Genomic DNA, 26,363 nt, shown 5'->3' on the forward strand with positions numbered 1-26,363 from the left:
AACTCTTCGGCGGCGCGGGCTACACGAAGGACTTCCCGGTGGAACGCATGATGCGCGACGCCAAGATCACCCAGATCTACGAGGGCACCAACCAGATCCAGCGCATGGTCATGGCCCGCGCCCTGCTCAAGGGCTGAGCTCCGCCGGCCGGGTGAGGGACTCGTCGACCGAGCCGGCCGGGTCGGTGATCGGGAACTGGACCGCGCGGATCGTTCTGGCCGGGTCGATGATCAGGGTCAGGCGCTTCAGGCGGTCCACGCCCGCCGCCCGGAAGGTCGGCAGCCGCAGCGCCGCCGCCAGGTTCAGGTCCTCGTCGGACAGGAGGGGGAACGGCAGCGCGGCGTGGTCGGCGAACGCGCGGAGCTGGTCCGGGCGCTGGGTGCTCAAGCCGTGGACCGTCACGTTCAGCGCCGCGAACGCGGGGTACCTGTCGCGGTAGGTCGTGGACTCGAGGGTGCAGCCCGCGGCGCCCGGGATGTCCGACCAGCCGGGCGGGAACGGGTTGCCCTCCGGCGCGAAGGCGCCCGGGAACGCGTACAGCACGGTCCAGCCCGCGCCTGCCGGGTCGAGCGTCGTGCCGGTGTGCGACGGTAGCGGGATCTCCGGGAGGCGCTTGCCGACCAGCCCGTGCACGCGGCGGGCCTCCGCGGACGTCGGGGTCGACGTCGCGGTGAGGGAACCGTCGCCGGCTACGTGGCGGGTGCCCCAGTCCTGCAGGGCGATCAGCACCGGTAGCAAGCCGCGGCCCGTGTCGGTCAGGTGGTACTCGTACCGCGGCGGGTGCCGGGAGTAGGCGCGACGCTCGAGAACCCCGTGCGCCACCAGCAGCTTCAGCCGCTCGGTCAGCGTCTTGCGGCTGATCGACAGCTCGCGCTGCAGGTCGTCGAAGAGGGCGATGCCACCCGCCACGTCGCGCACGATCAGCAGCGTCCACCAGTCGCCGACCACGCCCAGGGCCTGGGCGATGGCGCAGTCGGCGTCGGCGAGATCGCTGTGCTTCATACCCCTCGCTTTCGGGAGCCTGACACCAATATAGTGAGTTCCCATTGTGAACTCGCTAGGCGGATGGATGTTCTGGCGCTACTGGTCGGCCATGACGGTCAGCAACGTCGGCACCGCGGTCACCACGGTGGCCCTGCCGCTGGTCGCGGTCAGCACGCTGCACGCCTCGGCGTTCGAGGTCAGCCTGCTCACCGCCGCCACCTACCTCGCGTGGGCGGTCATCGGCCTGCCGGCCGGTGTGATCGTGCGGCGGCTCCCGTTGCGCGCGACCCAGGTCGCCATGGACCTCGTCGTGCGCTGGCCATCGGGTCGATCCCCGTCACCTGGTGGCTCGGGCAGCTGACCATGGCCCACCTCGTCGGCGCGGCGCTCGTGATCAGCCTCGCCAACGTCGTCTTCGACATCGGCAGCGCCACGTTCCTCCCGTCCATCGTCAGCCGTGCCGAGCTGACCGCGCGTAACAGCCTCGTCTCCGCCACCTACTCCACGACCCAGCTCGGCGGCCCCAGCCTCGGCGGCCTGGTCGTCCAGCTGCTCGGCGCCGTCCCGACCCTGCTGGTCGACGCGGTCAGCTTCGTCGCCTCGGCGGTGCTCCTGCGCGGCCTGCCACCCGGCGCGGCGGCGCCGGCCGAGGACAGGCCGCGGATGACGACCCTCATCCGAGAGGGCTGGCGGTTCGTCGTGCGCCACCCGGTGATGCGCCCGTGCATGTTCGGCGCGACGGCGATCAACTTCGCCAACGGTGCCCTGATGGCGCTCATCCCCGTGTTCCTCGTCCGCGACCTGCTCGCCTCGCCCCGCGCTGGTCGGCCTCCTGATCGCCGCCGACGGGGCAGGTGCGCTGCTTGGTGCCACGCTCGCGGCACGCATGATCGCGCGGCTGGGCAGCGCCCGCGCGGTCCTGGTGGCCGCGTGCGGTGGCGGCTTCTCCACGTTGCTCATGCCGGTCGGCTCGGGCGTGCCCGGGATGGTCGCGTTCGCGGTCGCCAACATCGGCTTCGGCAGCGGGGTCGTCGTGTTCAGCATCGCGACCCGCACGCACCGGCAGGTGGCGAGCCCACCGGAGCTGCTGTCCCGGGTGATGGCGACCGTGCGGTCGTCTCGTGGGGCGCGATTCCGTTCGGTGCCCTGGCCGCCGGCGCGGTGGCCGAGGCGGTCGGCACCCGGCAGGCGCTGTGGGTGACGTGCGTGCTGACCCTGGCCGGCCCGGTGCTGCTGTGGTTCAGCCCGGTGCGTCACCTTCGTCAGCTGGCGGAAGAGCTGGCCCCGGGTCGAACTGGTTGAACGTGCTGCGCTCGGTGCTCGCGTGCTTGGCCAGGAGGTCGGCGTCCGGGTTGGTGACCTGGACGAGCGAGGCGCCGGCGGCGAGCACCGAGAGAAGCCCGTCCATGATCCCCTCCGCCGTGGTCCATTCCACAGTGGACATCACCCGCGACGAGCTCGTCAGGTCCTTGGTGCCGGCCCGCTGCCGCGCGACCTCGAGTACCTCGTCCACTGTGGACCCGTCGAGGCACCGGACGGCGCCGGGCACCGGCGTGAGCGCGAGGAAGTCGTCGCCGTGCACGCGTGCTTCGGCGATGTAGTCGACCATGCCGGCCGGCACGTTGCCGCGCAGGTCCATGCCCATCGGGTCCAGCGACACCGCGGCCACCGTCCGGGCGCCCACCGCCGACCCCGACGGCGGGACGAACGCCACCGCCGCGTCGAGCGGATCGGTGACCACGTTCGCGCCGCACCACCACGCGCCCAGCAGCACCCCGGCGGTCTGCCAGTGCGCCGGCAGCAGCGTGGCCACCCGGGACCCCGGCTCGACGTCGTGCTCCTCGACCAGCCAGTTGGCCGTCTTGGCCGCCCAGTTCCGCAGGCTCGCCACCGACAGCTCCACCCGGGTACCCGCGGCGTCGTCGTAGTGGGTGACCATCGGCCGGGCGGGCGACCCGGCGTACGGGCGCAGCAGCGTCTCGGTGAGGCTCATGCTGTAACACCTGCCTCGCTGCCGCTCGGCGTGGTCCGCATTCGCGTACCCGACTTCGCCGGTTGGTTGCGTGAGCTCATGCGGACTCCATGCTCAGTACACGCACGGCACGGCGGCCCGGGCCGCGGCCGCGGCGGGCGCGGTCAGGTCCAGCATCCGGGCGCCGGCGAACTTCGACGGGGGAGCGGCCGGCGGGGAGGTCGCCGGTGGCGCGGGCGGTGGCGGGTTGGCGGAGACCAGCCCCGCCACGTACTTGTGCACCGCCGGGAGGTCGACGGTGATGATGCTCTGCCCGCGGTCGTTGCGTGCCCCCACCCCGGTGACCGGGATCGTGACGAACTGGACCTGCCCGGACGCGAGCACCTGCGCCTGGTTGACCAGCTCCAGGAAGTGCAGGCCGTCGTCCATCACCACGGTCTTGGACACCGCGTCCTCCAGCGCGTTCAGCTTCGCGTTGTTGGTGAGCAGGTCGCCGGAGAGCACCTTGCTCATGGCCGCCGACAGGAACGTCTGCTGCCGCACGATCCGGTCGAGGTCGCCCCGCGGCAGGTTCTTGCGCTGGCGCACGAACGACACCGCGTCGCCGCCGCGCACGGTCTGCGGCCCCGCAGCGAACGACGCCCCCGAGTCCGGGTCGCTGGTGGACCGCTTCAAGCACACGTCCACCCCGTCGATGACCTCGGTGAGCAGGTAGAACCCGTACAGGCTCACCTCGGTGTAGTGGTCGACCCGCACGCCGGTGAGCACCTGCACGGTCTGGATCAACGCCGTGCGGCCGGCGTCGTCGGACTCCCGCTCGATCTTGGCCCGGTCCTTCTCGCCCCCGTTGACCAGCTTCTCGGCGGTGAGCGCCTTGGTGATGCCGAACGCGCCGTTGATCTTCTCGTCCCGCCCCAGACCGGGCACCTGCACCGACGTGTCGCGCGGGATCGAGATGGCCGCCCCCCGGCCGCCGTCCCGAGGAATCCGCAGCAGGATCAGCGTGTCGGTGTTGAGCGTCTCGGTGGCCTCGGTGCGCAGCTCCTTCAGCAGCTCATCGGACAGCGGGTTGCCCTGCATGTCCGTGCGGCTGTCGTTGCCGACGATGAGGATGTCGTTGGCGCCGTCGTCCGGCGCGGGCGCGTCCTTGCCCTGCTGCGCCTCGGCCACCGCGTCGGTGGTGTTCTTGCTGCTGTCCAGCTCGTCGACGCGCAGGTAGACCATAGACATCGCGGCGAGCGCGACCGCGGACACGAGCCCCACGACGACCCGGCCGAGCACCAGCAACGGGGACACCCGGCGGTGCGGGCGGGCAGGTGCCGGCCCGTCCTCGTCGTCCTGGTCGCCGTCCGAGGGGTCCGGCTCGTCGAGCTCGTCGGGCCAGTCGGGCACCGAGCCGACGGCGGCGGCATAGGTGGTCGGCTCGTCCGCATCGGACTCCTCCGGCACCCCAGCTCACCTCCCCCGCGACGGACCCCGGTCCAGGCTAACGAACGCGACCGGCGGAACTCGCCTCTTCGGGCCGCCGTCCACCGCATGGAGGAACTAGTTCACGCAGTTCAGCCCTTGGGCGTTCAGCTGGGGTGGCGGCCGGTTGTCCGAGGACGGCGCGGCCGGCGCGGCCGGCGATGTCGACGGCTGGCCCATCGTCAGCAGGTGGTCGCCGGTGAGGCCCGCGGCCGGTGGCTGGTAGTCGAGGCCCACCACGATCGACAGCCGCCCGGCCGGCTGGCTCGCGTCCTCCTCCAGCTGGAACGGGGCACCCAGCTCCTCGGCGGCGTACTGGGCCAGGTTCCGCTCGCCCGGCGCGAACCGGATCACCGACGCGTCGCGGACCCCGGAGTCGCCGATCTCGCCGGGGTTGAAGCCCTTCTGCGCCAGGCTGTCGCGCACCGCGGCGGCGAGGCCGGTGGTGTTGGAGCCGTTCTGGACGTCGACGGTGACCAGGCCCAGCGACGGCCGGTTGCCTTCGTCCGACCCGGCCGGCGGGTTGCTGGTGGTGGTCGAGGTGCCCGGCGTGCGCGGGTCGGACGGCGGCGGGGCCGTCGAGCTCGTCGTGGACCCGTCGGAGGTGAGCGACTTGACGAACGCGGCCACCTGCGCCGGGTCGACGTCGAGCACGTCCGCGCCGCCGATCTTCGCGTCGCCGAGCGTAGGGATCGTGTAGAAGTCGATGCCACCGCTGGACAGGCCCGACATCTGCGCGGCGAACGTCGACAGCTGCCAGCCGTTGGACAGCACCACCGACTTCTGCACCGCCGCCACCAGTTCGCGCACCTTCGTCGGGCTGGTCAGCATGTCCGCGGACAGCACCTTGTCGGCGAGTGCGCCCAGGAACGCCTGCTGGCGCACGATCCGGTCCAGGTCGCCGTTCTTGAGGCCGTAGCGTTGCCGGACGAACGCGAGCGCCCGCGCGCCGGCGATCGTCTGCGGCCCCTTCTTGAAGTTCGCGCCGGACTTCGGGTCGTGGGTGGCCTGGTTCAGGCACACCTCGACGCCGCCGATGGCCTTGGTGACCTCGTAGAAGCTCGCCAGGTTGACCTCGGCGTAGCGGTCGATCGTGACCGCCTCGCCGATGAGTGACTGCACGGTGTTGATCAGGTTCTTGCGACCCTCGACGGTGGCCTGTGCGTCGAGCTCCTTCTCGTTGGGCGCGGTGTTCGCCAAGCGCTCCCTGGCGTCGTTGTAGGCGTAGGCGAACGCGGAGTTGAGCCGGTGGTGGCCGAAGTCGCCGGCGAGCTCGACCCAGGAGTCGCGCGGGAAGGAGATGGCGATCGCGCGGGTGCCGTCGACCGGGATGTGCACCAGGATCATCGTGTCGGTGTTGCGCTCGCCGTCGCTGATGCCGGCGTTGAGCATGTCGAGCACCTGGCGGGGCAGCGGGTTGCCGTAGGCGTCGGTGCGGCTGTCGATGCCGACGAGCAGCATGTCGACCGCGCCGTCCAGCGGGACGCGCTGGTCCTCGACCTCCTTGGGGATCACCTGCGTGGTGACGGTTCCCTCGTCCACGTCACCGACGGCCCACCAGCCGTAACCCATGGTGCCCAGCACCGCCACCGATGCCAGCGCCGCCACCGTGCGACCGGTGTACCGGCCGGCACGGCGCCACCCGCTGGGCGCCCGCATGGGAGCAGCCAGCACCTGCGTACGTTCCTCCACGCACGCTCCTCCCCGTCCCCCGACGGAACTTGACCAGTAGGATACCGAGGCGTGACCTCGGTGGCTGCGGTCTTGCTATCGATTAGGACGCAATAGTGCCCTTCGCGGGTTCATCTCCGAGTGAAGGAATTGGTGGAGCTTCTATGCGGGTGTTGGTCACCGGTGGCGCCGGTTTCATCGGATCGCACTACGTCCGGAAGGTCCTGGGTGGCGCGTACGCCACGCTGGCCGACGCCGAGGTGGTCGTGCTCGACAAGCTCACCTATGCCGGCAGCGAGGCCAACCTCGAGTCCGTGAAGGACAACCCGCGGCTGCGCTTCGTGCGCGGCGACATCTGCGACCACGCGCTCGTCGACGAGCTGATGCCGGGCACCGACCTGGTCGTGCACCTCGCCGCCGAGTCGCATGTGGACCGCTCGATCCTCGGCGCCGCGGACTTCGTCATGACCAACGTCGTCGGCACCCAGACGCTGCTGCAGGCCGCGGTGGACGCCGAGGTCGGCAAGTTCGTGCACGTCTCCACCGACGAGGTCTACGGCTCGATCGACGAGGGCTCGTGGCCGGAGACCCACCCGCTGGAGCCGAACTCGCCGTACTCCGCCTCGAAGGCGTCCTCGGACCTGCTGGCCCGCTCGTTCTTCCGCACACACGGGCTGCCGGTGTGCGTCACCCGGTGCTCCAACAACTACGGCCCGCACCAGTTCCCCGAGAAGGTCATCCCGCTGTTCGTCACGAACCTGCTGGACGGCAAGAAGGTCCCGCTCTACGGCGACGGTCGCAACGTGCGCGACTGGCTGCACGTGGACGACCACTGCTGGGGCATCCAGCTGGTCGCCGACTCCGGCCGGCCGGGCGAGATCTACAACATCGGCGGCGGCACCGAGCTCACCAACCTCGAGCTCACCCACCGCTTGCTCGAGGCCTTCGGCGTGGACGAGTCCGTCGTGGAGCGGGTGCCCGACCGCAAGGCACACGACCGGCGCTACTCGGTGGACATCACCAAGATCTCCGCCGAGCTGGGCTACCGCCCGCTGATGTCCTTCGATGAGGGCCTGGCCAGCACCATCGCCTGGTACCGGGAGAACCGGGCCTGGTGGGAGGCGCTGAAGGACCGCGCGAAGCTCCCCGGGAACTGACATGTCGCTCGCGTTGCTGGTGCCCGGCGGGTCCGGTCAGCTCGGTCGCGAGTTCGTGGCGCGCGCCCCCGCGGACTACGAGGTTCGCGCGCCGGGCTCGGCCGAGCTGGACATCACCAACGCGGGCGCGGTCATCGAGGCGGTCAAGACCCTGGCGGCGGCCGCCGCCGAGGCCGCGCTGGCCCCGGTCGTGATCAACGCGGCCGCCTACACCGGGGTCGACGCCGCGGAGTCCGACCGCAGCAAGGCGTTCGCGGTCAACGCGGACGGGCCGCGGTTGCTCGCGGCGGCGTGCTCGGCGCACCAGGTGCCGCTCGTGCACGTGTCCACCGACTACGTCTTCGCCGGCGACGCCGACCGTCCATACCGGACGGACGACCCGCTGGAGCCGCGGTCCGTCTACGGTGCCACGAAAGCGGCCGGCGAGGAGGCCGTGCTCGGTTCCGGGGCGCAGGCGTGGGTCGTGCGCACCGCGTGGGTGTACGGCGCGTACGGCGCCAACTTCGTCAAGACGATGGCCCGCCTCGCCGGCGAGCGCGACACGGTGTCCGTTGTGGACGACCAGCGCGGGTCGCCGACGTGGACCGGCGACCTGGCCCCGGGTCTGCTCGAGCTGGCCGGCCGGGTCGTCTCGGACGGTCCCGCCGCCCGGATCCTCAACGCGACCGGCGGCGGTGTCACGACGTGGTTCGGGCTCGCCGGCGCGGTGTACGACGAGCTGGGCCTGGACCCCGAGCGCGTGAAGCCGTGCGGGTCCGACGAGTTCCCGCGGCCCGCGCCGCGCCCGGCGTACTCGGTGCTGTCCGACGAGGAGTGGCGGTCCGCGGGGCTCACCCCGCTGCGGCCGTGGCGCGAGGCGCTGACCGCCGCGTTCGCCGAGCACGGCGACGCGCTGCGCGGCGGCTGAGCCCCGCGGGCCGGCCGTTCGGCACCCCGCTGGCGACTCCCGCGAGGGGGGAGTCGTGAGTTGGCGTGCTCGCGGGTCTGGTGGAGGTCGCGTGGTCGCAGAGCATCAAGCCGACCGAGAACGGCACCCGGCCGCTGCCGACGCCGCTGTGCTTCGTGCTGGCCGCGGGCGCGGTGTACCTGCTGTCGCTCGCGATGAACACGCTGCCGGTCGGCACCGCGTACGCCGTGTTCACCGGCATCGGCGCGGCCGGGGCGATCGTGCCGGGTGTGCTCGTCCACAACGACCCGCTCGGCGTCGGCCGGATGGCGGCCCTGGTGCTGATCGTCGGCGGGGTCGCGCTGGCCAGGGCTACGAGCCCATAGCGCGGCGGTACGCGGCCACGGTCAGCTCCGCGGTGCGCCGCCAGGTGTACTCGGCCGCGTGCGCGCGCCGCGCGGCGAGTGTGGTCGGCGACGGCGGACTCGCGAGGGCGGTCGTCAGCGCCACGCCCATTGCCTCGATGTCGCCGTAGGGCACCAGGCTCGCGTGGCCGCCGGAGATCTCGCGCAGCGCCGGCAGGTCCGAGCACACCACCGGCACGTCACACGCCATCGCCTCGAGCACCGGCAGGCCGAAGCCCTCGTCGCGCGAGGGCAGCACCAGCGCGGCCGCGCCCGCGACCACCGATCGGAGGTCCACATCGGACAGATAGCCGATCGACCGGACCTGGCCGTCCCGCCGGTTGTGGCCAGGGCCGGCGAGCACCAGCGGCGGCAGGTCCGCGGTGGCCTCGTGCGCCTTGAGCAGCCACCCCAGCGCCTTGCGCGGGCCCGCCGCGCCGACGAACAGCAGGTACTCCTTGTTCGGCAGCCCGATCCGCCTGCGCAGCACATCGCTGGGCGGCCGCGCGGTGAACCATGCCGGGTCGACGCCCAGCGGGGTCACCACGATCTTGTCCGAGGAGATGCCGAGCCGCTCGGCGGTGACGTCGGCGACCGCCCGGGTGGGGGTCAGCACGATGTCGGCCCGTTCGGCCGACCGCGCGACCAGCCGCGGCAGCGTCTCGTCGCTGGGTGGCAGGTCGTCGGGCGCGTCGAGGAACGCGAGGTCGTGGATGGTGAGCACGCCGGCCGCGCGCACCGCGGCGGGGAGCACGAAGTTGGTGCCGTGCACGACATCGGTGAACCCGGCGAACAGCTCCACCGGCGGGAACGGGGCACGCAGCCAGCACCGCCGCAGCAGCCGCGCGGACACCGGCATGCCCCGCGCCCGCGAACCGTGCGGGAGCACCTTGCGCAGCTTGCGCCAGCCCCGCAGCGTGAACGCCACCGCCCGCATGTCCACATCGGACATCGAGGCGAGCTCCTCGGCGAGCGCGGCGGTGTAGCGGCCGATCCCGGTGCGGTTGCCGAGCAGCGGGGTGCCGTCCAGCAGCACCCGGATCGGCCCGCCCCGAGGTGCCCTAGCCATCGCGTCGGCCCTTCCAGCGCTCGGCGGCGAGCCGCCGCACCCGGCCCGCGGCCCGCTTGGTCAGCTCGGCAGGCCCGCCCGAGTCCAAATAGGACCTCACGAGGTCGATGTCGCGGCGGACGATCTCGCCGACCCGCAGCGGCTTGTTGTACACCAGCGGCCCGGCGCCCGGCAGCCGGTCCGCGGCCGGCACCGGGTTGCGGCAGAAGGAGACGAGCGGCGCGAGCACGGTCTCCCAGGTGAACCGGTCGCGCACGACGGCGATCCGCTCGCGGGCCGCCCTGGCGAACTCCTCGTCGTAGAGCACCCGCTCGAGCGCGTCGGCGAGGGCGCCGGGCTCCTCGGCGGGCACCACGACGCCGAGCCGCTCGGTGCGCACGAGGTCGGCGAACGCGTCGCCGTCGGTGGTGACGATCGGCAGCCCCGCCCACAGGTAGTCGAGCACCCGGGTGCGGAAGGCGAACGTGGTCTCGACGTGCTCGTAGTGCGTGGTGACCCCGCAGTCCGCGTCGAGCAGCCAGTTCTGCCGCTCGTCGTAGGGCACCCAGGTCTCGTTGAAGAACACGTGCCGGTTGGTGAGCCCCAGCCGCAGCGACAGCAGCCGGGTCCGCCCGCCGATGTCCATGTCCGGCACCTCGGGGTTCGGGTGCTTCATGCCGAGGAACACGAGCCGGACGTCGTCGTGCCGCTTGGCGAGCGTGTCCACCGCGTGCAGCAGGGTCAGCGGGTCGAACCAGCTGTAGACGCCACCCGCCCAGAGCACGACCTTGTCGGTGGGCGCGATGTCGCCGAGCGCGCCCTTGATCGGCGAGGCCGACTGCTGCGGCGGCTTGCCCGGCAGCCCGAACGGCGCCACCGCGAGCAGCGAGCGGACCGTCGGGTCGCTGTCGTAGAGCGCCGGGGTGAGCCGGCCGAGCGCGGTGAGGTGACCGAGCCAGAAGTGCCGCTGCCGCTCGGAGGCGCACAGGAAGAAGTCGCCGCGCTCCAGCTGGGTGTTGAGCACCTTGGTGACGCCGATCAGGTCGAGCGCGCGCTGCTCGTCGGTGTCGTCCTTGCCCTGCTCGAGGAGCTCCAGGTGCATCGGGTCGTACATGTCGCAGACCACGATCTTGGTGGAGCTCTCCCGCTTCAGCTCCGGCACCAGCTCCAGCGCGTGGCCCTGCAGCACGACGACGTCCGCCCACGCGACATGCGGGCCGAGCTCGCGGCGCTTGGCCCGGAACACCCCGAACGGCGCCTCGGGCGGCGCGCACATCGGGTTGACCGTCACCAGCCGGACGTCGTGCTCGGCGGCCAGCACGTCGGCCATGTTCCACGCGCGGATCGCCGGCCCGGCCATCCGGTCGGCGATCGCGTCGCCGGTGACCACGAGGATCTTGCGGCGCCCGCCGAACGCCGCCTCCAGGCCGAACACGTCGACCAGCACGGCGTGCGCGGCGAGGTAGCGCGGCAGCGGGTAGGCGGGCTCCATCGCGTTGCGCATCAACGGAAGGAGATCTGCGTCCGAGCGCACCCTGGCGGCCTGCTCGATCTCCCGGGCACCCGCGAGCGAGGGCAGCAGCTCGACGAACTGGTCGATCGCGAGCAGCCCGGCGAGCGTGGTCCTCGGAATCTCCACAGTGGACTTACCGGTGTCCGGCCCGCCGATCCGCAGCTGGGTGGGGTCGACGTCGCCGCGGGCGGTGGCGCGGCGCACGGCCAGCGCGAGCGCCGCGGGCAGCGCCTTGGCCAGCGTGCCGTCGGAGAGGTTCTTGTACAGCGCGGCCAACGCGTTGCGCTCCAGCAGGAACAGCTCGCGCGCGTTGTCCGGGGAGTCCACCTTGGACATCGAGGCGTGGTGCCGGTGGAAGGTGAGCGACTCGGGGACGTAGCGCACCCGCCAGCCGCGCAGGTTCAGCCGCCAGCCGAGGTCGACGTCCTCGTAGAACATGAAGAACCGCTCGTCGAACCCGCCGAGCTCGCGGAACACCCCGGCGCGGACGAACATCGCCGAGCCGGTGGCGAACAGGACGTCGCGGGCCACGTCGTGCTCGCCGGTGTCGGGCTGGCCGGCGTGGCGCTTGTAGCCCATGCCGAACCAGGTGAGCCCGGCGTCCACGAAGTCGATGATCTCGCCGTCCCAGTCGAGCACCTTGCTGGCGACCGCGGCGACGGTCGGCTCGGCACGCAGCACCTCGACGGCCGCGGTGACCCAGCCGGCATGCGGGCGGGCGTCGTTGTTGAGGAAGGCGAGCACGGTGCCGGTGGCGTGGCTCGCGCCGAGGTTGCAGCCGCCGGCGAAGCCCAGGTTGGCGCCCGACTCGACGACCTCGACGCCGGGCACCTGTCTGATCCGGTCGGCGCCGCCGTCCCCCGAGTCGTTGTCCACGCAGATGACCTGCAGCAGCTCGGCGGGGTAGTCCAGCTCGTCGCGCAGGGCGCGCAGGCAGGCGATGGTGTCCTCGGCGCCGCGGTAGTTGACCACGATCACCGAGACGGCCGGTCGGTGCGCCTGTTCGGGCACGCAAGCTCCTCGCTGTGGTTGTGGGGTAAGCCTGCCCTATCACCCCACGTGACGAGCGGTTAACCCGCCGGATTCGCCGAACGCCACACCGCGGAGCGCGGGACCGCGGCCCGCCTGGCGACGTCCCGGCGCTCGCGGGCCAGCGGGAACAGTCGGACCAGCACCTCGGCCAGCACCTGGAGCCGCAGCCCGGTGCGGAAGTTCCACGTGGCCGGCACCGCGCGCCCGGCGAGGCGGCGCAGCGGCAGGACCGCGGTGAGCGCGGCGAACCGGACGCACTCGCGGGCCGCGACCCCGGCCGGGGCGCAGCGGATGAGCATGTAGAGCCGGTTGCGCTCGTTCCACCGGTGGAACGAGCGCGAGCCGGGCCGCGTGCTCGCGCCGTGCCGGTGGGTGACCCGGGCGTCCGGCACCGGGACGACGGACCAGCCACCGAGCCGCAGCCGCCAGGAGGTGTCGGTGTCCTCGTAGTAGCAGAAGAACTCGGCCGGGACGCCGCCCGCGTCGCGCAGCGCCTCGGTGCGCAGGAGGGCCGCGCCGCCGCAGAAGCCGAACACCGCAGGGGCGCCGTTCGTGAGGTCGGCGCCGTGGCCGTCGGCGGTCAGCGCGACGCCCAGCGAGATCGGCTCGCCGCCCGCCGACTCCGTCCGGGCGCTCGCCGCGGCCGCCGCCGGGTCCTCGTCGAGCGCGTCCTCGAGCAGCTCCAGCCAGTTCGGTGCGGGCGCGGCGTCGTCGTTGAGCCAGGCCACGAACTCGGTGCCGACGCCGGGCAGCGCGGCGGCGAGCCCGCCCGCGTAGCCGAGGTTGGCCTCCTGGCGCAGCGTGCGGGGTCGGGCCGGATGCGCGGCGAGCAGTGCGGCCGTGCCGTCGTCGGATGCGTTGTCCACCACCAGGATCCGGTGCGCCCGGGTCTGCGCGGCGACCGCGTCCAGGCACGCCGTGACGTGCTCGCGGCCGCGCCAGGTCACCACGACAACCGTGGTTCTTGCCGTGTCGTTCCCCGTGGTCACGGCGGTCGACCGTACTCTGTGCCCGTGCCAGAGCTCGTCGTGCTCACCGAGCAGTTGTTGGCCCCGGTCCCGGGCGGGACCGGGCGGTACACGCGCGAGCTCGTTACGGCCATGGCCGCGAGCGCCCCGCCGACCTGGACCGTCGCCGGCGTGACCGCGACGCACCGGGACCTCTCCGCCGCCGACGTCCCCACGGTCGCCGGCCCCCGCGCGCTCCCGCTGCCCCGCCGCGCGTTGACCGCGCTGTGGGAGCGCGGCGTCCACCTCTGGCCGGGCGGCGACGCGGTGCACGCGCCGACCCCGCTCGCGCCGCCGGCACCCAGGCGCGGCCGCTGCCTCGTGGTGACCGTGCACGACACGGTCCCGTTCTCGCATCCGGAGACGCTCACCCGCCGCGGTGCCGCGTGGCACCAGGCGATGATCAGGCGCGCGGCCGAGCGGGCCAACGCGATCGTCGTCCCGACCATCGCGGTCGCCGAGGAGCTCGAGCGGTACGCGCACGGCCCGGCCACGGTCGCGGTCATCCCGCACGGGGTGCCGTCCGCGCTGCTCGCGCCGATCGAGGCGGCCCAGGAGCACGCCACCGCGGCCGCTCTCGACCTCCCCTCCGGGTACGTGCTCGCGGTCGGCACGGTCGAGCCGCGCAAGGGCCTGGACGTGCTGATCGAGGCGATGGCCAAGCCGTACGCGCCGGACTTGCCGCTTGTCGTCGTCGGTCCGCACGGTTGGGGCGAGGTCGACCTGACCGCGCTCGCCGAGAAGTACGGCCTGGCCGACGGGCGGCTGCGGGTGCTCGGCCGGATCAGCGACGAGGACCTCGCGGTCGTGCTGCGCCGCGCGTCGGTGCTCGCGGTGCCGAGCCGCGCGGAGGGCTTCGGCCTGCCGGTGCTCGAGGCGATGGCGCTCGGTGTCCCGGTGGTGCATTCGGACGTGCCGGCGCTGGTCGAGGTCGCGGGCGGGACCGGTGCGGTGGTGCCGCGCGGCGACCCGAAGACGCTGGCCGCGACGCTGCGCGCGGTGCTGGACGACGGCCCGAGTACGTCGCGCCGGGTGGCGCAGGGCCGGTTGCGGGCGCAGGCGTTCACGTGGGAGCACGCGGCCACCGAGCTGTGGCGGCTGCACACCCGGTTCTTCGAGATGGCGAGCGCCCGTTAGCGGTTCCGTAGGTTTTTCACCCAGTCGGGACAGCTGGGGATGCTCACAGTCGTAGTCTGCACACGTGCCCGAACCGCGCGTACTCATCGACGCGACCGCTGTGCCCGCGGATCGCGGTGGCGTCGGGCGTTACGTCGACTCGCTCGTGTTCGCGCTCGACTCGGACGGCGCGCCGATCAGCGTGGTGTGTCAGCCGCGCGACGTCGAGCTGTACGGCCGGCTCGCGCCCGGCTCGCGGATCGTGCCGACGTCGGAGTCCAACGCCACCCGCACCGCGCGGCTGACCTGGGAGCAGACGACGCTGCCGCGGCTGGTCCGGCGCCTGGGCGTGGACGTGCTGCACTCGCCGCACTACACGACCGCGCTCGCGAACCCGGCGGCGTCGGTGGTCACCCTGCACGACGCGACGTTCTTCACCGACGCGGTGCTGCACCACTCGATCAAGGCACGGTTCTTCCGGGCGTGGACGCGGACCGCGCTCGCGCGAGCGTCGCTGTGTGTCGTGCCCTCGACCGCGACCGCGACCGAGCTCGCCAGGGTGGCGGGCGCCGACCTGCGGCGGCTGGAGATCATCCAGCACGGTGTGGACAGCGAGCGGTTCCACCTGCCGACGGCCGAGGAGGTCGCGGCGGTCCGGTCGCTCGTCGGCCTCGGGCCGGCCGAGCGCTACGTCGCGTTCCTGGGTGCGCTGGAGCCGCGCAAGAACGTGCCGGCGCTGATCCGCGGGTTCGCGGCGGCGTGCCGTGGCCGCACAGATCCGCCCGCGCTGGTGCTCGCCGGTCAGCCGGGGTGGGACCGTCAGGTGGAGCGCGCGCTGGACGACGTGCCGCACCGGCTGCGCGTGATCCGCGCGGGCTACCTGCCGTTCGACAACCTGGCGGGTTTCCTCGGCGGCGCCGAGCTGGTCGCGTATCCGTCGCTGGGCGAAGGTTTCGGCCTGCCGGTCCTGGAGGCGATGGCCTGCGGGGCCTGCGTGCTCACCACCCGGCGCCTGGCGCTGCCCGAGGTCGGCGGCGACGCGGTGGCGTACTGCGGGGTCGGCGCGGGGGACATCGCGGCGGCGCTCGGTGAGCTGCTGGACGACCCGGGCCTGCGGTCCGGCCTGGCGGCGGCCGCGGAGCGGCGGGCGAAGGAGTTCTCGTGGCTGACGAGCGCCGAGGCGCACCGGGCGGCGTACGAGCGAGCGCACCGGGTGCATCGCCGCGGGCGCTGACGTGGAGAATAGCTGGCCATGTCCGCGGATTATGGCTCTGAGCTGGCCGTCGTCATCGTGACCTACTCGCCGGGCGAGACCCTCGACCGGTGCCTGGACACGCTGGCCAAGGCGACCTCCCGGCCGGTGCGGGTCGTGTTGGCGGACAACGGATCCACCGACGGCGCCCCCGAGCGGGCAGCGGCCGCGCGCGACAACGTCGGCCTGCTGCACACCGGCGGGAACCTCGGCTACGGGACGGCCGCGAACCGCGGCATCGCGTCGCTGGACTCCTCATATGGCTGGATCGTGGTGGCGAACCCAGATCTCGAGTGGGGCGACGGTTCCCTGGACACCCTGCTGGAGGCGGCTTCCCGGTGGCCGAGGGCCGGCTCCTTCGGCCCGCTGATCAAGGAGGTGTCCGGTGCGGTCTACCCGTCGGCGCGGCTGGTGCCGTCGCTGGGCCGGGGGATCGGGCACGCCGTCGTCGGCCGCGTGTGGCGCGGGAACCCGTGGACGAAGGCGTACAAGCAGTCCGACACCTCCGTGGCCGAGCGGGAAGCCGGGTGGCTGTCCGGTTCCTGCCTGCTGATGCGTCGCGAGGCATTCGACTCGGTGGACGGCTTCGATCCGCGCTACTTCATGTACTTCGAGGACGTCGACCTGGGTGACCGCCTCGGAAAGGCCGGCTGGCAGAACGTCTACGTGCCCTCGGCCGAGGTCGTGCACATCCAGGGCCACTCGACGGCCCGCTCCTCGAACGCGATGCTGGCCGCCCACCATTCGAGCGCGTACCTCTTCATCGCCGACCGGCATCCCGGATGGCGCTGGGTCCCGGTCCGGCTGGCCATCCGCGCGGGCCTCGCGACCCGCCTGAGGATGGAGACCCGCAAACCCTGACCCGGTCGACGCCGCGCGTAGGCAGCGCTGTTTCTCTTGCCGGCGTTCGGATTCGGGCGATGCGACCAGACGGTTCGCCACCACCCGCGACATGGCCTAGCCGTCGAGGCGTTGGGACAGGCTCGACCCAGTCGTGGGGGGCTGCTTCGTGGTGGGGATGAGGCCGTCCAGCTCCTCGGGCTGCTGGGGAACCGGCGCGGGAGCCGGGGTCGAGGGCTGGGTCGAAGCCGGTGCGCCGGCCTGCTGGCGTTGCGCCGCCGCCTGTTGCTGCCTCGTCCTCGCGTCCTCCAGGCGGCGCTGGCGGGAGCGCATGCCGGGCGGCGTGCCGACCACGTCGGTCATCGCCTCCTGGGCGATGGCCGGGATGTTCTCCTCCGACCGCGCCGACGGCAGGCCGTGACCGCGGGCCAACGGTCCGGGGACGACCATCGTGGCTTCCGGGTCGTCCTGCCGTTCGTCGTTGGCGGACACGACCGCACGCGGGATCTGCAGCGTGCTGGTGGCGTCCATCGGCGAAACGGCGCTTTCGGGTGTCACCACGAAGGCGCCTCGCGCCCGAGCCCGCGCCAGCGTGACGTCAGCCCGTTCACGGGGGTCCATGCCTCGACCACTCCCTGCGCCGTGTGGATGTTCGTGCCCCAGCGTATTCCTTTCTGCCCGCCGCGTCAGCGAAGAACGGAAATAGATCACTCACACGTGCGCGACGTACCCGCGCTCGCGGAGCAGCTCGGTCAGCTTCTTGATGTCCTGGGCCCGGTCCCGGTGGCAGACGAGCACCGCGTCGGCCGTGTCGACCACGATCAGGTCGGTCACCCCGAGCGTCGCGATCACCCGCGACGAGCACGGCACCGCGATGACCCCGTCACCGTCGACGACCAGCACCGGCGGGGAGTCCTTCAGGCCCGTCACGTCGACCACCCGCGAGCCGCCGATGTCCCGGCCGAGGAGCTCACCGAGGGTCTCGAAGTCGCCGATGTCGTTCCAGCCGAAGTCACCCGGAACGGTGGCGACCTTGCCCTCCGCGGCGGCCGGCTCCATCACCGCGTACTCGACGGCGACCTTCGGGATCGTCGGCCACCACTCGGCGAGCACCGCCTCCTGCTCGTCACCGTCCCACGCCCGGGCGATGGTGCGGATCGGGTCGTGCACGTCCGGGCGGCGCGCGGCGAGCTCGGCGAGGAAGACGTCCGTGCGCCACAGGAACATGCTGGCGTTCCACAGGTACCGGCCGGACTCGAGGTAATCGGTGGCCACCTCGAGCGACGGCTTCTCCTTGAACTCCACCACGGTCTGCACGGTGCCGGGTCGCGCGGGCTCGCTGCAGCGCAGGTAGCCGTAGCCGGTCTCGGGCCGGGTCGGGGTGATGCCGATGGTCATCAGCCGGCCGGCCGCGGCGCCCTCGACCGCGTGCCGGACGACCTCGGCGAACGCGGCCGTGTTCGTGATCAGGTGGTCGGCGGCGAACGACGCCATCACCGCGCCGGGGCTGCGCTCCTCGATCACCGCGGCCGCGAGCGCGATGGCCGCGCACGAGTCGCGCGCGAACGGCTCGACCAGGATGTTGCGCTCCGGCAGCTCCGGCAGCTGGCGGATGACCGACGTGGCGTGCGCGGTGCCGGTGACCACCAGCAGGCGCTCCGGCGTGCACAGCGGCGCGAGGCGGTCGAAGGTGGCCTGCAGCAGCGAGCGGTCGGTACCGGTGAGCGCGTGCAGGAACTTCGGGTTGGCGGCCCGCGACAGCGGCCACAACCTGGTCCCGCTGCCTCCGGCGGGCACCACCATGTGCAAATCGGTAGGCCTCATTCGAATGACGATAACCGGGGTACGGTCGGATCCCGCGAGCGAGCTACCCGCGAGCGAGCGACCCGTCACCGGGTGAAAGCCCACGAACCAGCGAGCGAAGCGAGTCAGCGCAACAGAGCGAGCCGATGCGACGGGGGCTGATGTCCGGCTCACTCACCGGCGAGCGGAGCGAGCCAATGACACGGAGCGAGCCAACCCAACACCGCGCCTTCGCCCCGGACTTCCCGCTCGACGTGCCCGGGGTGCTCGCGCCCCTGCGCCGCGGGGCGGCGGACCCGGCGTTCCGCCGCACCGCGGACGGCGTGACGTGGCTGGTCGCGAACACCCCCGACGGTGCGGGCACGCTCGCGCTGCGCCGGCCGGGTGGCGAGGTGCGGGCCTCGGCGTGGGGTCCGGGTGCGTCGTCGTTGCTCGACGGCGTGCCCGCGCTGCTGGGCGCGCTGGACGAAGACTCGGACTTCGAGGCGCACCACTCGCTGGTGGCGGAGCTGCGCCGGCGGATGCCCGCGTTGCGGCTGGGGTCGACCGGTCGGGTGTGGGACCTGCTGGTGCCGTCGATCCTGGAGCAGAAGGTGACCGGCTACGAGGCCCGCCGGTCGTGGCGGGACCTGTGCCGCCGGTTCGGCGCCGAGCCCCCCGGGCCGGCCCCGGCAGGGATGCGGGTTCCGCCGACGCCCGCGGCCATCCTGTCGATCGCCGACTGGGAGTGGCACAAGGCCGGCGTGGACGGCGCCCGCCGGCGTGCCCTGGTGGCGGCGGCGCACGCGGCACACCGGCTGGAACGGGCGGCGTCGCTACGCGGCAAGCAGGGCCGTGACCTGCTGCGGACCGTGCCGGGCATCGGTTTCTGGACCGCGGCCGAGGTGGCCCAACGCGCCTGGGGCGACGCGGACGCGATCAGCGTCGGCGACTTCCACATCCCGAGCATCGTGGGCTACGCGCTGCTGGGCCGAAAGCTCGACGACGCGGGGATGCTCGAGGTGCTCGCGCCGTACGCCCCGCACCGCCACCGGGTGGTGCGGTACCTGGAGGCCGGCGGCATCTCCCGGCCGAGGTTCGGCCCGCGCTTCGCCCCGCGCGAGTACCGCGACATGTGACGCGGTCAGAGGCTGAAGGCGACCGAGCGCAGGATCAGTGCCACGACGAACACCGCGGTGAACGCCAGGTCGATCGACAGGCCACCGGCGCGCACCGGCCGCAGCACCCGCCGCACCGGCGCGATCACCGGCTCGGTCCCGGCGTGGGCCAGCGTGCGGGCCCGGTGTACCCACCAGGGACCGCCGCTGGTCGCCACCCGCACCCAGTCCAGGACCATCCGGGCGATCATCAGCAGCACGAACACCGTCAAGGCATATCCGAGCAGGGTCCCGATGAGGCTCATGACAAGGCTCCTCCGTGACGGCCACGCTGGCCGCCTACCGGTTCCAACGTGCGGGACCGGGTCGGAAGTGTCGTTTTCGCGGTGTTTCTCAGCGGAATTTCAGGTCAGGCCGGGGTCGGGAGGCGGCCGGCCGCCGCGAGCATGTCGGCCAGGCCGCTCGTGCCCGTCGGGTCCGGGAGGTCGTCCAACGGCCACCAGCGCAGGTCCAGGGACTCGTCGCTGCGCACCGGCTGCGCGCCCGCCGGGGCGTGGACCACGAACCGGACGTCGAAGTGACGGGTCGGGACGCCCAGGGAGCACGTGATCGGGTGGACGTCGACGTGCACCGGGGTCGGCTCGATGGTCAGGCGCTCGATGCCGGACTCCTCCGACGCCTCGCGCAGTGCGGCATCCACCAGGGTCGCGTCGTCCGGTTCGCAGTGGCCGCCGAGCTGGAGCCACGCGCCGACCCGGGGATGCAGGGTCAGCAGGACGTGCGAGCCGGTCGAGGAGAGGACCAGCGCCGACGCCGTGATGTGACCCGGTTCGCACGACCGCGCACACGCGTCGGGACGTGCGGCCAGGAACGCCAGGAACGCCTGGCGCAGCGACTGCTGACCCCGCGCCGACGGTTGCCAGTCGGTCAGCGCGGCGACCGTGTCCGCGTGCAGGCTCATCGCCGCACGAACCGGTCGTCGGGGTCGGTCTCGGGGCGCGGGGTGAGCGGGCCGTCCGCGGGGTGGCCCAGCGCGACCGCGCCCAGCGGCTCCCACGGCAGCTCCAGCGCCGAGCGCGCCACGTCCGCCCGCGCGATCGGCACCCAGCACGAGCCCAGCCCCTCGGCCGCCAGCGCGACCGTGAGGCTCCGCACCGCCGCGCCCGCATCGAACGGCGAACCGGCCCCTGCCAGCACGATCTCGGTCGCCCCGTAGAGCACGTCGTCCGCGGCGAGCTCGTCCAGCAGCTGCTTGCGCTGGGCCCGATCGGCGAGGTGCACGAACCGCGCCGACCCGGAACCGGGCACCGTCAGCGCCGCCGCCACCGCCCGGAGCAGCGCGGCGAGGTCCACCGGGGTGTCGTCGAACGACCGGACCGGTCGGGGCAGCCGCACGGCCTCCCGGCGGCCCTGCGCGACGGCCTCCTCGGTGCCCAGCCGGAACAGGTCCTCGTCGACCGGGCGCACCAGGTCCCTCGCGCGCGAGTCGGAGTCACCGATCCGCAGGCCCCGCACGACCGCGACGGGCGTCGCGCCCAGCTTGCCCTTCACCAGGTCCGCCGCACCCGCCACCTCGTCGGCCACCGCGATCTCGGTGACCGCGAGCTCGTTGCCGTGCCGGTCCACCTGACCGCGGTACCGGTGCAGCACGCGCAGCCCCGACGAGCCGATCGCCACGTCGGTCTGCCCGACCCGCCACGCCCGGCCCATCGTGTCGGTGACGACCACCGCCACCTCGACGCCGAGCCGGTCGCGCAGCCCGTTGCGCAGCGCGAGCGCCGACGCGTCCGGGTCCGCCGGCAGCAGGGCCAGCTCGTCACCGGCCACATTGGACGCGTCGACGCCGGACGCGGCCTGCACGATGCCCAGGTGGTTCTCGGTGATCAGGGTCCGCTCCTTGCGGGCGAGGATCCGCACCGACTCGTCGAACACCAGCTTGCGCCGGATCCGGTCGCGCTCCTCGGGATCGGCCGGCACGCGTACCAGCCGACCCTCCACTTTGGACACGATCTTGCTCGTGACGACCACGATGTCACCGGACCGCAGCCAGCGCGCCGCGGCGGCGATCGTCCCGCTCAGGTCGTCGCCGGGGCGGAACTCGGGCAGCCCCTCGACGGGCAGGATCTCGAGCCGCGCGGCGGAGTGGTCACTCAACGGAGACTCCGGCGAGGGAGAACGCAGCCCGCGCCATGCCCGCCGTGGCGTCCACATCGGACATCAGCAGCGGCACGGCCCGCACGTCCACGTCCGGCACGGCGCCGGGCAGCGCGGCCGGGTCGCCGGTGTGCACGAGCCAGCCGTCCAGGAGCCCCTCGGCCGAGTGCCGGCGTGAGCCGTAGTGCCGGCCCACCGCCTCGGCCGTGGTCGCCACGCCGATCGCGGTGAGGCACGCGTCGGCCATGCCACGAACCGGCCGGTCGTTGACGATCGGGGACACGCCCACGATCCGCGCGCCGGTCTTCACCAGCGCCGTCCGCACGCCCGGCACGGACAGCACGGTGCCGACGCTGACCACCGGGTTCGACGGCGCCAGCAGCACCGCGTCCGCCCCGGCGATCGCGTCGAGCACGCCCGGCGCGGCCGTGGCCTCCTCGGCGCCGACCGGGACGATCGAGTGCGCCGCCAGCTTGGCCTGGTGCCGGATCCACCACTCCTGGAAGTGGATCGCGCGGCGCTCACCCGAGTCCGGCTCGTCGACCACCACGTGGGTCTCGACCCGGTCGTCCGACATCGGCAGCAGCCGCACGCCCGGCCGCCAGCGCGCGCACAGCGCCTCGGTGACCGCCGAGAGCGGGTATCCGGCCCGCAGCATGCGGGTGCGCACGAGGTGGGTGGCGATGTCCTTGTCGCCGAGCCCGAACCAGTCCGAGCCCGCGTCGTAGGCGGCCAGCTCGTCCTTGACCGTCCAGGTCTCGCCGGTCCGGCCCCAGCCCCGCCCGGTGTCGATGCCGCCGCCGAGGGTGTACATGCAGGTGTCCAGGTCCGGGCAGATCCGCAGACCGTGCAGCCAGACGTCGTCGCCGGTGTTCACGATGGCAACTATTTCGTGCGGCGACTCCGCCGCGCCCTGTGCCGAACCCACCGACGGCAGCCCCAGAGCGTGCTTCACACCTTGCAGGAACCGCGCCCCGCCGACCCCGCCGACAACGACTACGACCTTCACACCCGCGATCCTCGCACGCGGCTGAGGCCGGCCCGTCAGCGCCAGAAGAAGAACGCGACGTTGCCCACGTCGGACAGGTAGCCGTCCCCGCCGACGGCGCTGTAGACCGCGTCGGAGATGCTCCAGAAGACGTTGCTGACGCCGGGGATGCCGATCAGGCACGCGAACAGGATCAGCGGCGCCCACGGCCGGGCCTTCGCGCCGAACCGTTGCGCCTCGTAGGACAGGTGCGGCTCGAGCGCGCCCCAGCCGTCCAGCCCGGGGATCGGCAGGATGTTCAGCACGAACGCCATGACCTGGAACATCGCCAGGAACGACAGCGCGCCGGCGATCGGCACCGAGGGGTCGAACACCTCGACCGAGACGATCAGCAGGCCGCCGAGCACCAGGTTCGACAGCGGCCCGGCGAGCGAGACCATCGAGTCGATCTTCTTGGACCGCAACGCATGGTGGTTGATCCACACCGCGCCGCCGGGCAGCGGGATGCCGCCGATCGCGAGGATCAGCAGCGGCAGCACCAGGCTGAACACCGGGTCGGTGTAACGGCGCGGGTCCAGCGTCAGGTAGCCCTTGAAGTAGACCTCCCGGTCGCCGCCCCGGTAGGCGACGATCGCGTGGCCGAACTCGTGCAGGCACAGCGACACGCCCCAACCGGCGAGAACGAGCAGGAAGGTGCCGGCCATGATCATGGCCGGCGGGTTGCCCTCCCAGTACGCGTCATCGGTGCCGAACGCGATGAGCACGCCACCGAGGACGGCGACCGCCAGGATGGCGAGGAACACGGGCGAAGGCCGGACCGCTGATCGCTGCACACCACGAGTCTGCCAGTCTCGACGTTGTCGCCCGTGCGGGTAGGTCGTTTTCCCGTTGTGTGGCCAAGTGGTGGCCCTGTTTCCGGTTGCCCCATACGGCATCACCCACCCGGGTACTCCGCTTGACGCGCCGCGATGACACGGGTGTAATCACATCGATGTCATTCACCGGTTGAGATGGTGAGTGGTGTCCGCCAACCCGGGGAGCGCGAAAGGCGAGGAGGCGGACGGGACATGCACATGCAGGGAATGACCGATGGGAGTCGCGTCGTGGAGTGGGGGGAGCAGCCGAACGAGGAGCTCGGCGTGCTCGCCGACCTGTTCGACGACGCGGAGGAGCAGGAGTGGCAGGAGCGCGCCCTCTGCGCGCAGACCGATCCGGAGGCGTTCTTCCCCGAGAAGGGCGGCTCGACCCGCGAGGCCAAGCGCATCTGTCAGGGGTGTGAGGTGCGCTCGGAGTGCCTGGAGTACGCGCTGGCACACGACGAACGGTTCGGCATTTGGGGCGGGCTGTCCGAGCGGGAACGGCGCAAGCTCAAGAAGCGCGTGATCTAACCGAAATTTTTTCATCCACAGCCGCAGGGTTGGGCGTGCTCGGCGCCGCGTGGGCGCCGTTCATGGCATGTTGTGCGAATGCCTCGCCACGGCCCTCGCGGTAGCACCCCGGTACTGCGCACCGCGCCGGTGCTGGCGGTGCTGGTGTGCCACGACGGCGAGGAGTGGCTGCCGTCGGCGCTGGCGGCGATGCGTGCGTCGGCGCCGCGGCCGCGGCACGTGCTGGCCGTGGACGCGGGCTCGCTCGACGAGACGCCACGGCTGCTCAGTGACGCCGTCCGGGGCGAGGACCGGGTGCTCGACGGTGTGCTCACGCGGGACCGCCGCACGGGTTTCGCGGCCGCGGTGCTGGACGTCGTGTCCGCGGCCATCGAACGCTGGGGCGACCCCGGCGGCTGGATCTGGGTACTGCACGACGACTGTGCGCCCGACCCGGACTGTCTCTCGACGCTGCTGGCCGCCGCCGACGCGTCGCCGGCGGCCGGTGTGCTCGGCCCGCTCGCCCTGGACTGGGACGACCCTCGGCTCGTGGTCGAGGCCGGCTTGTCCACCGATGCCTCCGGGCACCGGCAGACCGGCCTCGGACCGTCCGAATTGGACTGGAGCAGGCTCGGCCGCGGGCACCAGTACGGGCAGAGCACCGAGGTGCTCGCGGTCCCGTCGGCCGGCATGCTCGTGCGGCGCGAGCTGTGGGAGCGGCTCGGTGGGTTCGACCCCGAGATTCCGTTGCTGCGTGAGGACATCGACTTCGGCTGGCGCGCGAACCGGGCCGGCGCGGTGGTGCTGTGCGTGCCGGCGGCGCGGATGCGGCACGTGCGCGCGGTGCCCAACCGGCTGCGCGGCACGGAGGCCCGCACCCCGGCGCTGCGTGGCTCGACGCGCACCGTCGACCGCGCGCAGGGGCTGCGCACGTTCCTCGTCAACTGCTCGCTGCTGTCGTTCCTGATCGGTATTCCCCGGCTCGCCGTCCTGAGCCTGGTGCGCGCGCTCGGCTTCGCCATGCAGCGCAGGCTCGACGAGTGCAGGGCGGAGCTGCGGGCGATCGGCTACGTCCTCGGTGGCGGCGCGGGCTTGCGCGAGGCACGGACGCTGCGCCGGGCCACGGTCCGGGTGCGCAGCGTCCGCGGGCTGTTCACCAGCCGGCTCACCCGGCTGCGCAACGCGATCCGGGCCGCCATCGCCCTTCTCGTCCGGCGCAGGCTGCAGGCCGACGCCGCGCTCGGCCGGCTGCCCGACGCCACCGACGGCGACACCGTCTGGTTGCCCGCCGAGGCGGACACGACTCCCGCGCGGCTGCCCGTCGGGCCGCAGGCGCTGCCCGCCGGGGTGAGCGGCCGGCCGCGGCGCTCCGGCGGACTGCGCCGGCCGGCCACCGCGGTCGCCCTGTCGCTCGACCTTCCCGGCGCCGACCCGACCGCCGAGCTGCCGCCGGGGTTGCGGCCATCGCCGGTGCCCCGGCCGTCGCCGGTGCCGCGCGACGGCACCCCGGTCACCCAGCCCGACCTCGTGATCGTCCAGGTCAACCGGGCCCGGCTGGCCCGCCAGGTGCTGCTCGCCCCGCCGGTGCTGCTGGTCGTCGGCCTGCTCGGGCTCGGCCTGTGGCTCAACTCCGCGCGCCTGGGCATCGACCTCGCCGGCGGCCGGTTGCTACCGATGCCAGACCTCCCCGCGACCTGGTCGACCTACCTCGCCACCTGGCACCCGGTCGCCGGCGGCACCGCGGCGCCCGCGCCGGCCGCGCTCGCAGTCCTCGGCGGGCTCGGCGCCGTGCTCGCGCCGGTCGGCGGGACCCAGGCCGCGGTGGCCGTGCTGCTGCTCGGCGACCTGCCGCTGGCGGGGCTCGCCGCGTACGTCGCCACCCGGAGCATGCCGGTGCACCGCTGGGTGCGGGCCCTGGTCGCGGCGGCGTACGCGCTGCTGCCGCCCGCGACCGCGGCGGTGTCCCAGGGCCGGCTGGACGTCGTGGTCGCGCACATCCTGCTGCCGCTGGTGACCGCGGGCATCGTGGCGCTGCTGGGGCGGACCCGCGCGGCGGGGTCGTCGCGCTGGCTGTCGATCGCGGCGGCGTCGGCGTTCGGGCTGGCGGTGCTCGGGGCGTTCGCGCCGCTGGTGCACGTGCTGCTGGTGGCCTACGCGCTCGCCGGGTTCGTGCTGGTACCCGGCCGGCGCGGGGACGGCAGGCGGCGGGTCACCGCGTTGTTCGTGCTCGTCCTGATGCCGCTCGCGCTGCTGCTGCCGTGGCCCGCGGTGCTGATCCAGCATCCGGGGGTGGTGCTGCACGGGCTCGGCGGGCACGTCGGCCCGGTCCCGCCGACGACCCTGGAACTGCTGAGCCTCGACCCGGGCGGGCCGGGCGCGTGGCCGCTGGTGGGACTGGTGGTCGGCGTCGCGGTGCTCGTCGGGGTCGCGGTCCGGCCGCGGCGCGCGGTGCTGGCGGGGCTGGCGCTGGCGTTGCTCGGCGGGCTGGCGGTGGCGCTGGTGCTGAGGTTCCCGGCGGGTCCGCTGATCGGCGGGCCGGCCGAGGTCGGCTGGACCGGGGCCGGGCTGCTCGTGGTCGGCTGGGGGCTGTTGCTGGGGCTGCTCA

The 26,363-nt window shown here is 73.0% G+C and carries 26 protein-coding genes; 12 read left to right on the plus strand and 14 right to left on the minus strand.

The window, feature by feature from the left end; translation table 11 throughout:
• Positions 1-137, plus strand: a 137-nt coding sequence (locus tag GEV28_RS28715) for an acyl-CoA dehydrogenase family protein (RefSeq protein WP_291415569.1), incomplete at its 5' end; no start/stop codon positions are given.
• On the opposite strand, the gene GEV28_RS28720 is transcribed toward GEV28_RS28715, so the two are convergent.
• A complete protein-coding gene (locus tag GEV28_RS28720) occupies positions 127-1,002 on the minus strand; it encodes a winged helix-turn-helix transcriptional regulator (protein ID WP_291415540.1) in 876 nt (291 codons plus the stop codon). The genes GEV28_RS28715 and GEV28_RS28720 overlap by 11 nt on opposite strands.
• A gap of 91 nt (positions 1,003-1,093) precedes the next feature.
• Between GEV28_RS28720 and GEV28_RS28725 the strand changes: the two genes are divergently transcribed.
• Together GEV28_RS28725 and GEV28_RS28730 are read left to right on the plus strand one after the other, a co-directional pair.
• A complete protein-coding gene (locus GEV28_RS28725) occupies positions 1,094-1,345 on the plus strand; it encodes a hypothetical protein (protein ID WP_291415573.1) in 252 nt (83 codons plus the stop codon).
• Positions 1,315-2,286, plus strand: a complete 972-nt coding sequence (locus tag GEV28_RS28730; protein ID WP_291415570.1) for an MFS transporter — start codon at positions 1,315-1,317, stop codon at positions 2,284-2,286. Before GEV28_RS28725 ends, GEV28_RS28730 begins: the two co-directional genes overlap by 31 nt.
• On the opposite strand, the gene GEV28_RS28735 is transcribed toward GEV28_RS28730, so the two are convergent.
• From GEV28_RS28735 to GEV28_RS28745, 3 genes are all read right to left on the minus strand, one after another.
• On the minus strand, positions 2,225-2,977 hold the full coding sequence (locus GEV28_RS28735) for a TIGR03089 family protein (protein WP_291415541.1): 753 nt from the start codon (positions 2,975-2,977) through the stop codon (positions 2,225-2,227). The two genes, GEV28_RS28730 and GEV28_RS28735, sit on opposite strands and share 62 nt — an antisense overlap.
• A gap of 93 nt (positions 2,978-3,070) precedes the next feature.
• Entirely contained in the window at positions 3,071-4,405 is a 1,335-nt protein-coding gene (locus tag GEV28_RS28740; RefSeq protein WP_291415542.1) for an LCP family protein, read from the minus strand.
• A gap of 96 nt (positions 4,406-4,501) precedes the next feature.
• Positions 4,502-6,115, minus strand: coding sequence for an LCP family protein (locus GEV28_RS28745; protein ID WP_291415543.1), 1,614 nt, complete (start codon positions 6,113-6,115; stop codon positions 4,502-4,504).
• Positions 6,116-6,258: 143 nt separating this feature from the next.
• On the opposite strand from GEV28_RS28745, the gene rfbB reads away from it, so the two are divergent.
• The 3 genes from rfbB to GEV28_RS28760 all read left to right on the plus strand — a co-directional run bounded on the left by rfbB (position 6,259) and on the right by GEV28_RS28760 (position 8,523).
• The gene (rfbB, locus tag GEV28_RS28750; protein WP_291415544.1) at positions 6,259-7,251 is read left to right on the plus strand and encodes a dTDP-glucose 4,6-dehydratase; all 993 of its coding nucleotides are present in this window, start codon (positions 6,259-6,261) and stop codon (positions 7,249-7,251) included.
• Position 7,252: 1 nt separating this feature from the next.
• Positions 7,253-8,158 carry a dTDP-4-dehydrorhamnose reductase gene (rfbD, locus tag GEV28_RS28755; RefSeq protein ID WP_291415545.1) on the plus strand — a complete coding sequence of 302 codons (906 nt, stop codon included), beginning with the start codon at positions 7,253-7,255 and terminating at the stop codon, positions 8,156-8,158.
• Between the two features lie 65 nt (positions 8,159-8,223).
• A complete protein-coding gene (locus tag GEV28_RS28760) occupies positions 8,224-8,523 on the plus strand; it encodes a multidrug efflux SMR transporter (RefSeq protein ID WP_291415546.1) in 300 nt (99 codons plus the stop codon).
• On the opposite strand, the gene GEV28_RS28765 is transcribed toward GEV28_RS28760, so the two are convergent.
• Genes GEV28_RS28765 through GEV28_RS28775 form a run of 3 tightly spaced genes read right to left on the minus strand, consistent with a single transcriptional unit; the run spans position 8,510 to position 13,123 of the window.
• Positions 8,510-9,610, minus strand: coding sequence for a glycosyltransferase family 1 protein (locus GEV28_RS28765; RefSeq protein WP_291415548.1), 1,101 nt, complete (start codon positions 9,608-9,610; stop codon positions 8,510-8,512). The two genes, GEV28_RS28760 and GEV28_RS28765, sit on opposite strands and share 14 nt — an antisense overlap.
• A complete protein-coding gene (locus tag GEV28_RS28770; protein WP_291415550.1) occupies positions 9,603-12,113 on the minus strand; it encodes a glycosyltransferase in 2,511 nt (836 codons plus the stop codon). The genes GEV28_RS28765 and GEV28_RS28770 overlap by 8 nt, the downstream gene beginning before the upstream one ends.
• Positions 12,114-12,172: 59 nt before the next feature.
• Positions 12,173-13,123, minus strand: a complete 951-nt coding sequence (locus GEV28_RS28775; RefSeq protein WP_291415552.1) for a glycosyltransferase family 2 protein — start codon at positions 13,121-13,123, stop codon at positions 12,173-12,175.
• 24 nt (positions 13,124-13,147) lie between these two features.
• Between GEV28_RS28775 and GEV28_RS28780 the strand changes: the two genes are divergently transcribed.
• The 3 genes from GEV28_RS28780 to GEV28_RS28790 all read left to right on the plus strand — a co-directional run bounded on the left by GEV28_RS28780 (position 13,148) and on the right by GEV28_RS28790 (position 16,370).
• Entirely contained in the window at positions 13,148-14,278 is a 1,131-nt protein-coding gene (locus tag GEV28_RS28780) for a glycosyltransferase family 1 protein (RefSeq protein WP_291415553.1), read from the plus strand.
• A gap of 64 nt (positions 14,279-14,342) precedes the next feature.
• Positions 14,343-15,491, plus strand: coding sequence for a glycosyltransferase family 1 protein (locus tag GEV28_RS28785; RefSeq protein WP_291415555.1), 1,149 nt, complete (start codon positions 14,343-14,345; stop codon positions 15,489-15,491).
• An 18-nt stretch (positions 15,492-15,509) separates the two neighbouring features.
• Complete coding sequence (locus tag GEV28_RS28790; protein ID WP_291415557.1) at positions 15,510-16,370, plus strand: glycosyltransferase family 2 protein; 861 nt, start codon at positions 15,510-15,512, stop codon at positions 16,368-16,370.
• Positions 16,371-16,466: 96 nt separating this feature from the next.
• Here the strand turns inward: GEV28_RS28790 and GEV28_RS28795 are convergent, their stop codons facing one another.
• On the minus strand, positions 16,467-16,880 hold the full coding sequence (locus GEV28_RS28795; RefSeq protein ID WP_291415559.1) for a hypothetical protein: 414 nt from the start codon (positions 16,878-16,880) through the stop codon (positions 16,467-16,469).
• Between the two features lie 180 nt (positions 16,881-17,060).
• Positions 17,061-18,173, minus strand: coding sequence for a mannose-1-phosphate guanylyltransferase (locus tag GEV28_RS28800; protein ID WP_291415560.1), 1,113 nt, complete (start codon positions 18,171-18,173; stop codon positions 17,061-17,063).
• A gap of 176 nt (positions 18,174-18,349) precedes the next feature.
• On the opposite strand from GEV28_RS28800, the gene GEV28_RS28805 reads away from it, so the two are divergent.
• Complete coding sequence (locus tag GEV28_RS28805) at positions 18,350-19,270, plus strand: DNA-3-methyladenine glycosylase 2 family protein (protein ID WP_291415561.1); 921 nt, start codon at positions 18,350-18,352, stop codon at positions 19,268-19,270.
• Positions 19,271-19,275: 5 nt separating this feature from the next.
• On the opposite strand, the gene GEV28_RS28810 is transcribed toward GEV28_RS28805, so the two are convergent.
• From GEV28_RS28810 to GEV28_RS28830, 5 genes are all read right to left on the minus strand, one after another.
• Positions 19,276-19,554, minus strand: a complete 279-nt coding sequence (locus GEV28_RS28810; RefSeq protein WP_291415562.1) for a YggT family protein — start codon at positions 19,552-19,554, stop codon at positions 19,276-19,278.
• 104 nt (positions 19,555-19,658) lie between these two features.
• Positions 19,659-20,210, minus strand: coding sequence for an NUDIX hydrolase (locus tag GEV28_RS28815; protein ID WP_291415564.1), 552 nt, complete (start codon positions 20,208-20,210; stop codon positions 19,659-19,661).
• Positions 20,207-21,403 carry a coenzyme F420-0:L-glutamate ligase gene (locus tag GEV28_RS28820; protein ID WP_291415565.1) on the minus strand — a complete coding sequence of 399 codons (1,197 nt, stop codon included), beginning with the start codon at positions 21,401-21,403 and terminating at the stop codon, positions 20,207-20,209. The genes GEV28_RS28815 and GEV28_RS28820 overlap by 4 nt, the downstream gene beginning before the upstream one ends.
• Complete coding sequence (gene cofD / locus GEV28_RS28825; protein ID WP_291415566.1) at positions 21,396-22,412, minus strand: 2-phospho-L-lactate transferase; 1,017 nt, start codon at positions 22,410-22,412, stop codon at positions 21,396-21,398. Before cofD ends, GEV28_RS28820 begins: the two co-directional genes overlap by 8 nt.
• Before the next feature lie 35 nt (positions 22,413-22,447).
• Complete coding sequence (locus GEV28_RS28830) at positions 22,448-23,224, minus strand: site-2 protease family protein (protein WP_291415567.1); 777 nt, start codon at positions 23,222-23,224, stop codon at positions 22,448-22,450.
• A 240-nt stretch (positions 23,225-23,464) separates the two neighbouring features.
• Here GEV28_RS28830 and GEV28_RS28835 point away from each other — a divergent pair, with 240 nt between their 5' ends.
• Both GEV28_RS28835 and GEV28_RS28840 read left to right on the plus strand, forming a co-directional pair.
• Positions 23,465-23,779: a WhiB family transcriptional regulator gene (locus GEV28_RS28835; protein WP_291415572.1), complete on the plus strand. Its 315-nt coding sequence runs from the start codon at positions 23,465-23,467 to the stop codon at positions 23,777-23,779.
• A 78-nt stretch (positions 23,780-23,857) separates the two neighbouring features.
• Positions 23,858-26,363, plus strand: a 2,506-nt coding sequence (locus GEV28_RS28840; protein WP_291415568.1) for a glycosyltransferase family 2 protein, incomplete at its 3' end; no start/stop codon positions are given.

The sequence above is a fragment of the Actinophytocola sp. genome, from assembly GCF_009379765.1.
In the GTDB taxonomy this organism is placed as follows: Bacteria; Actinomycetota; Actinomycetes; order Mycobacteriales; family Pseudonocardiaceae; genus Actinophytocola.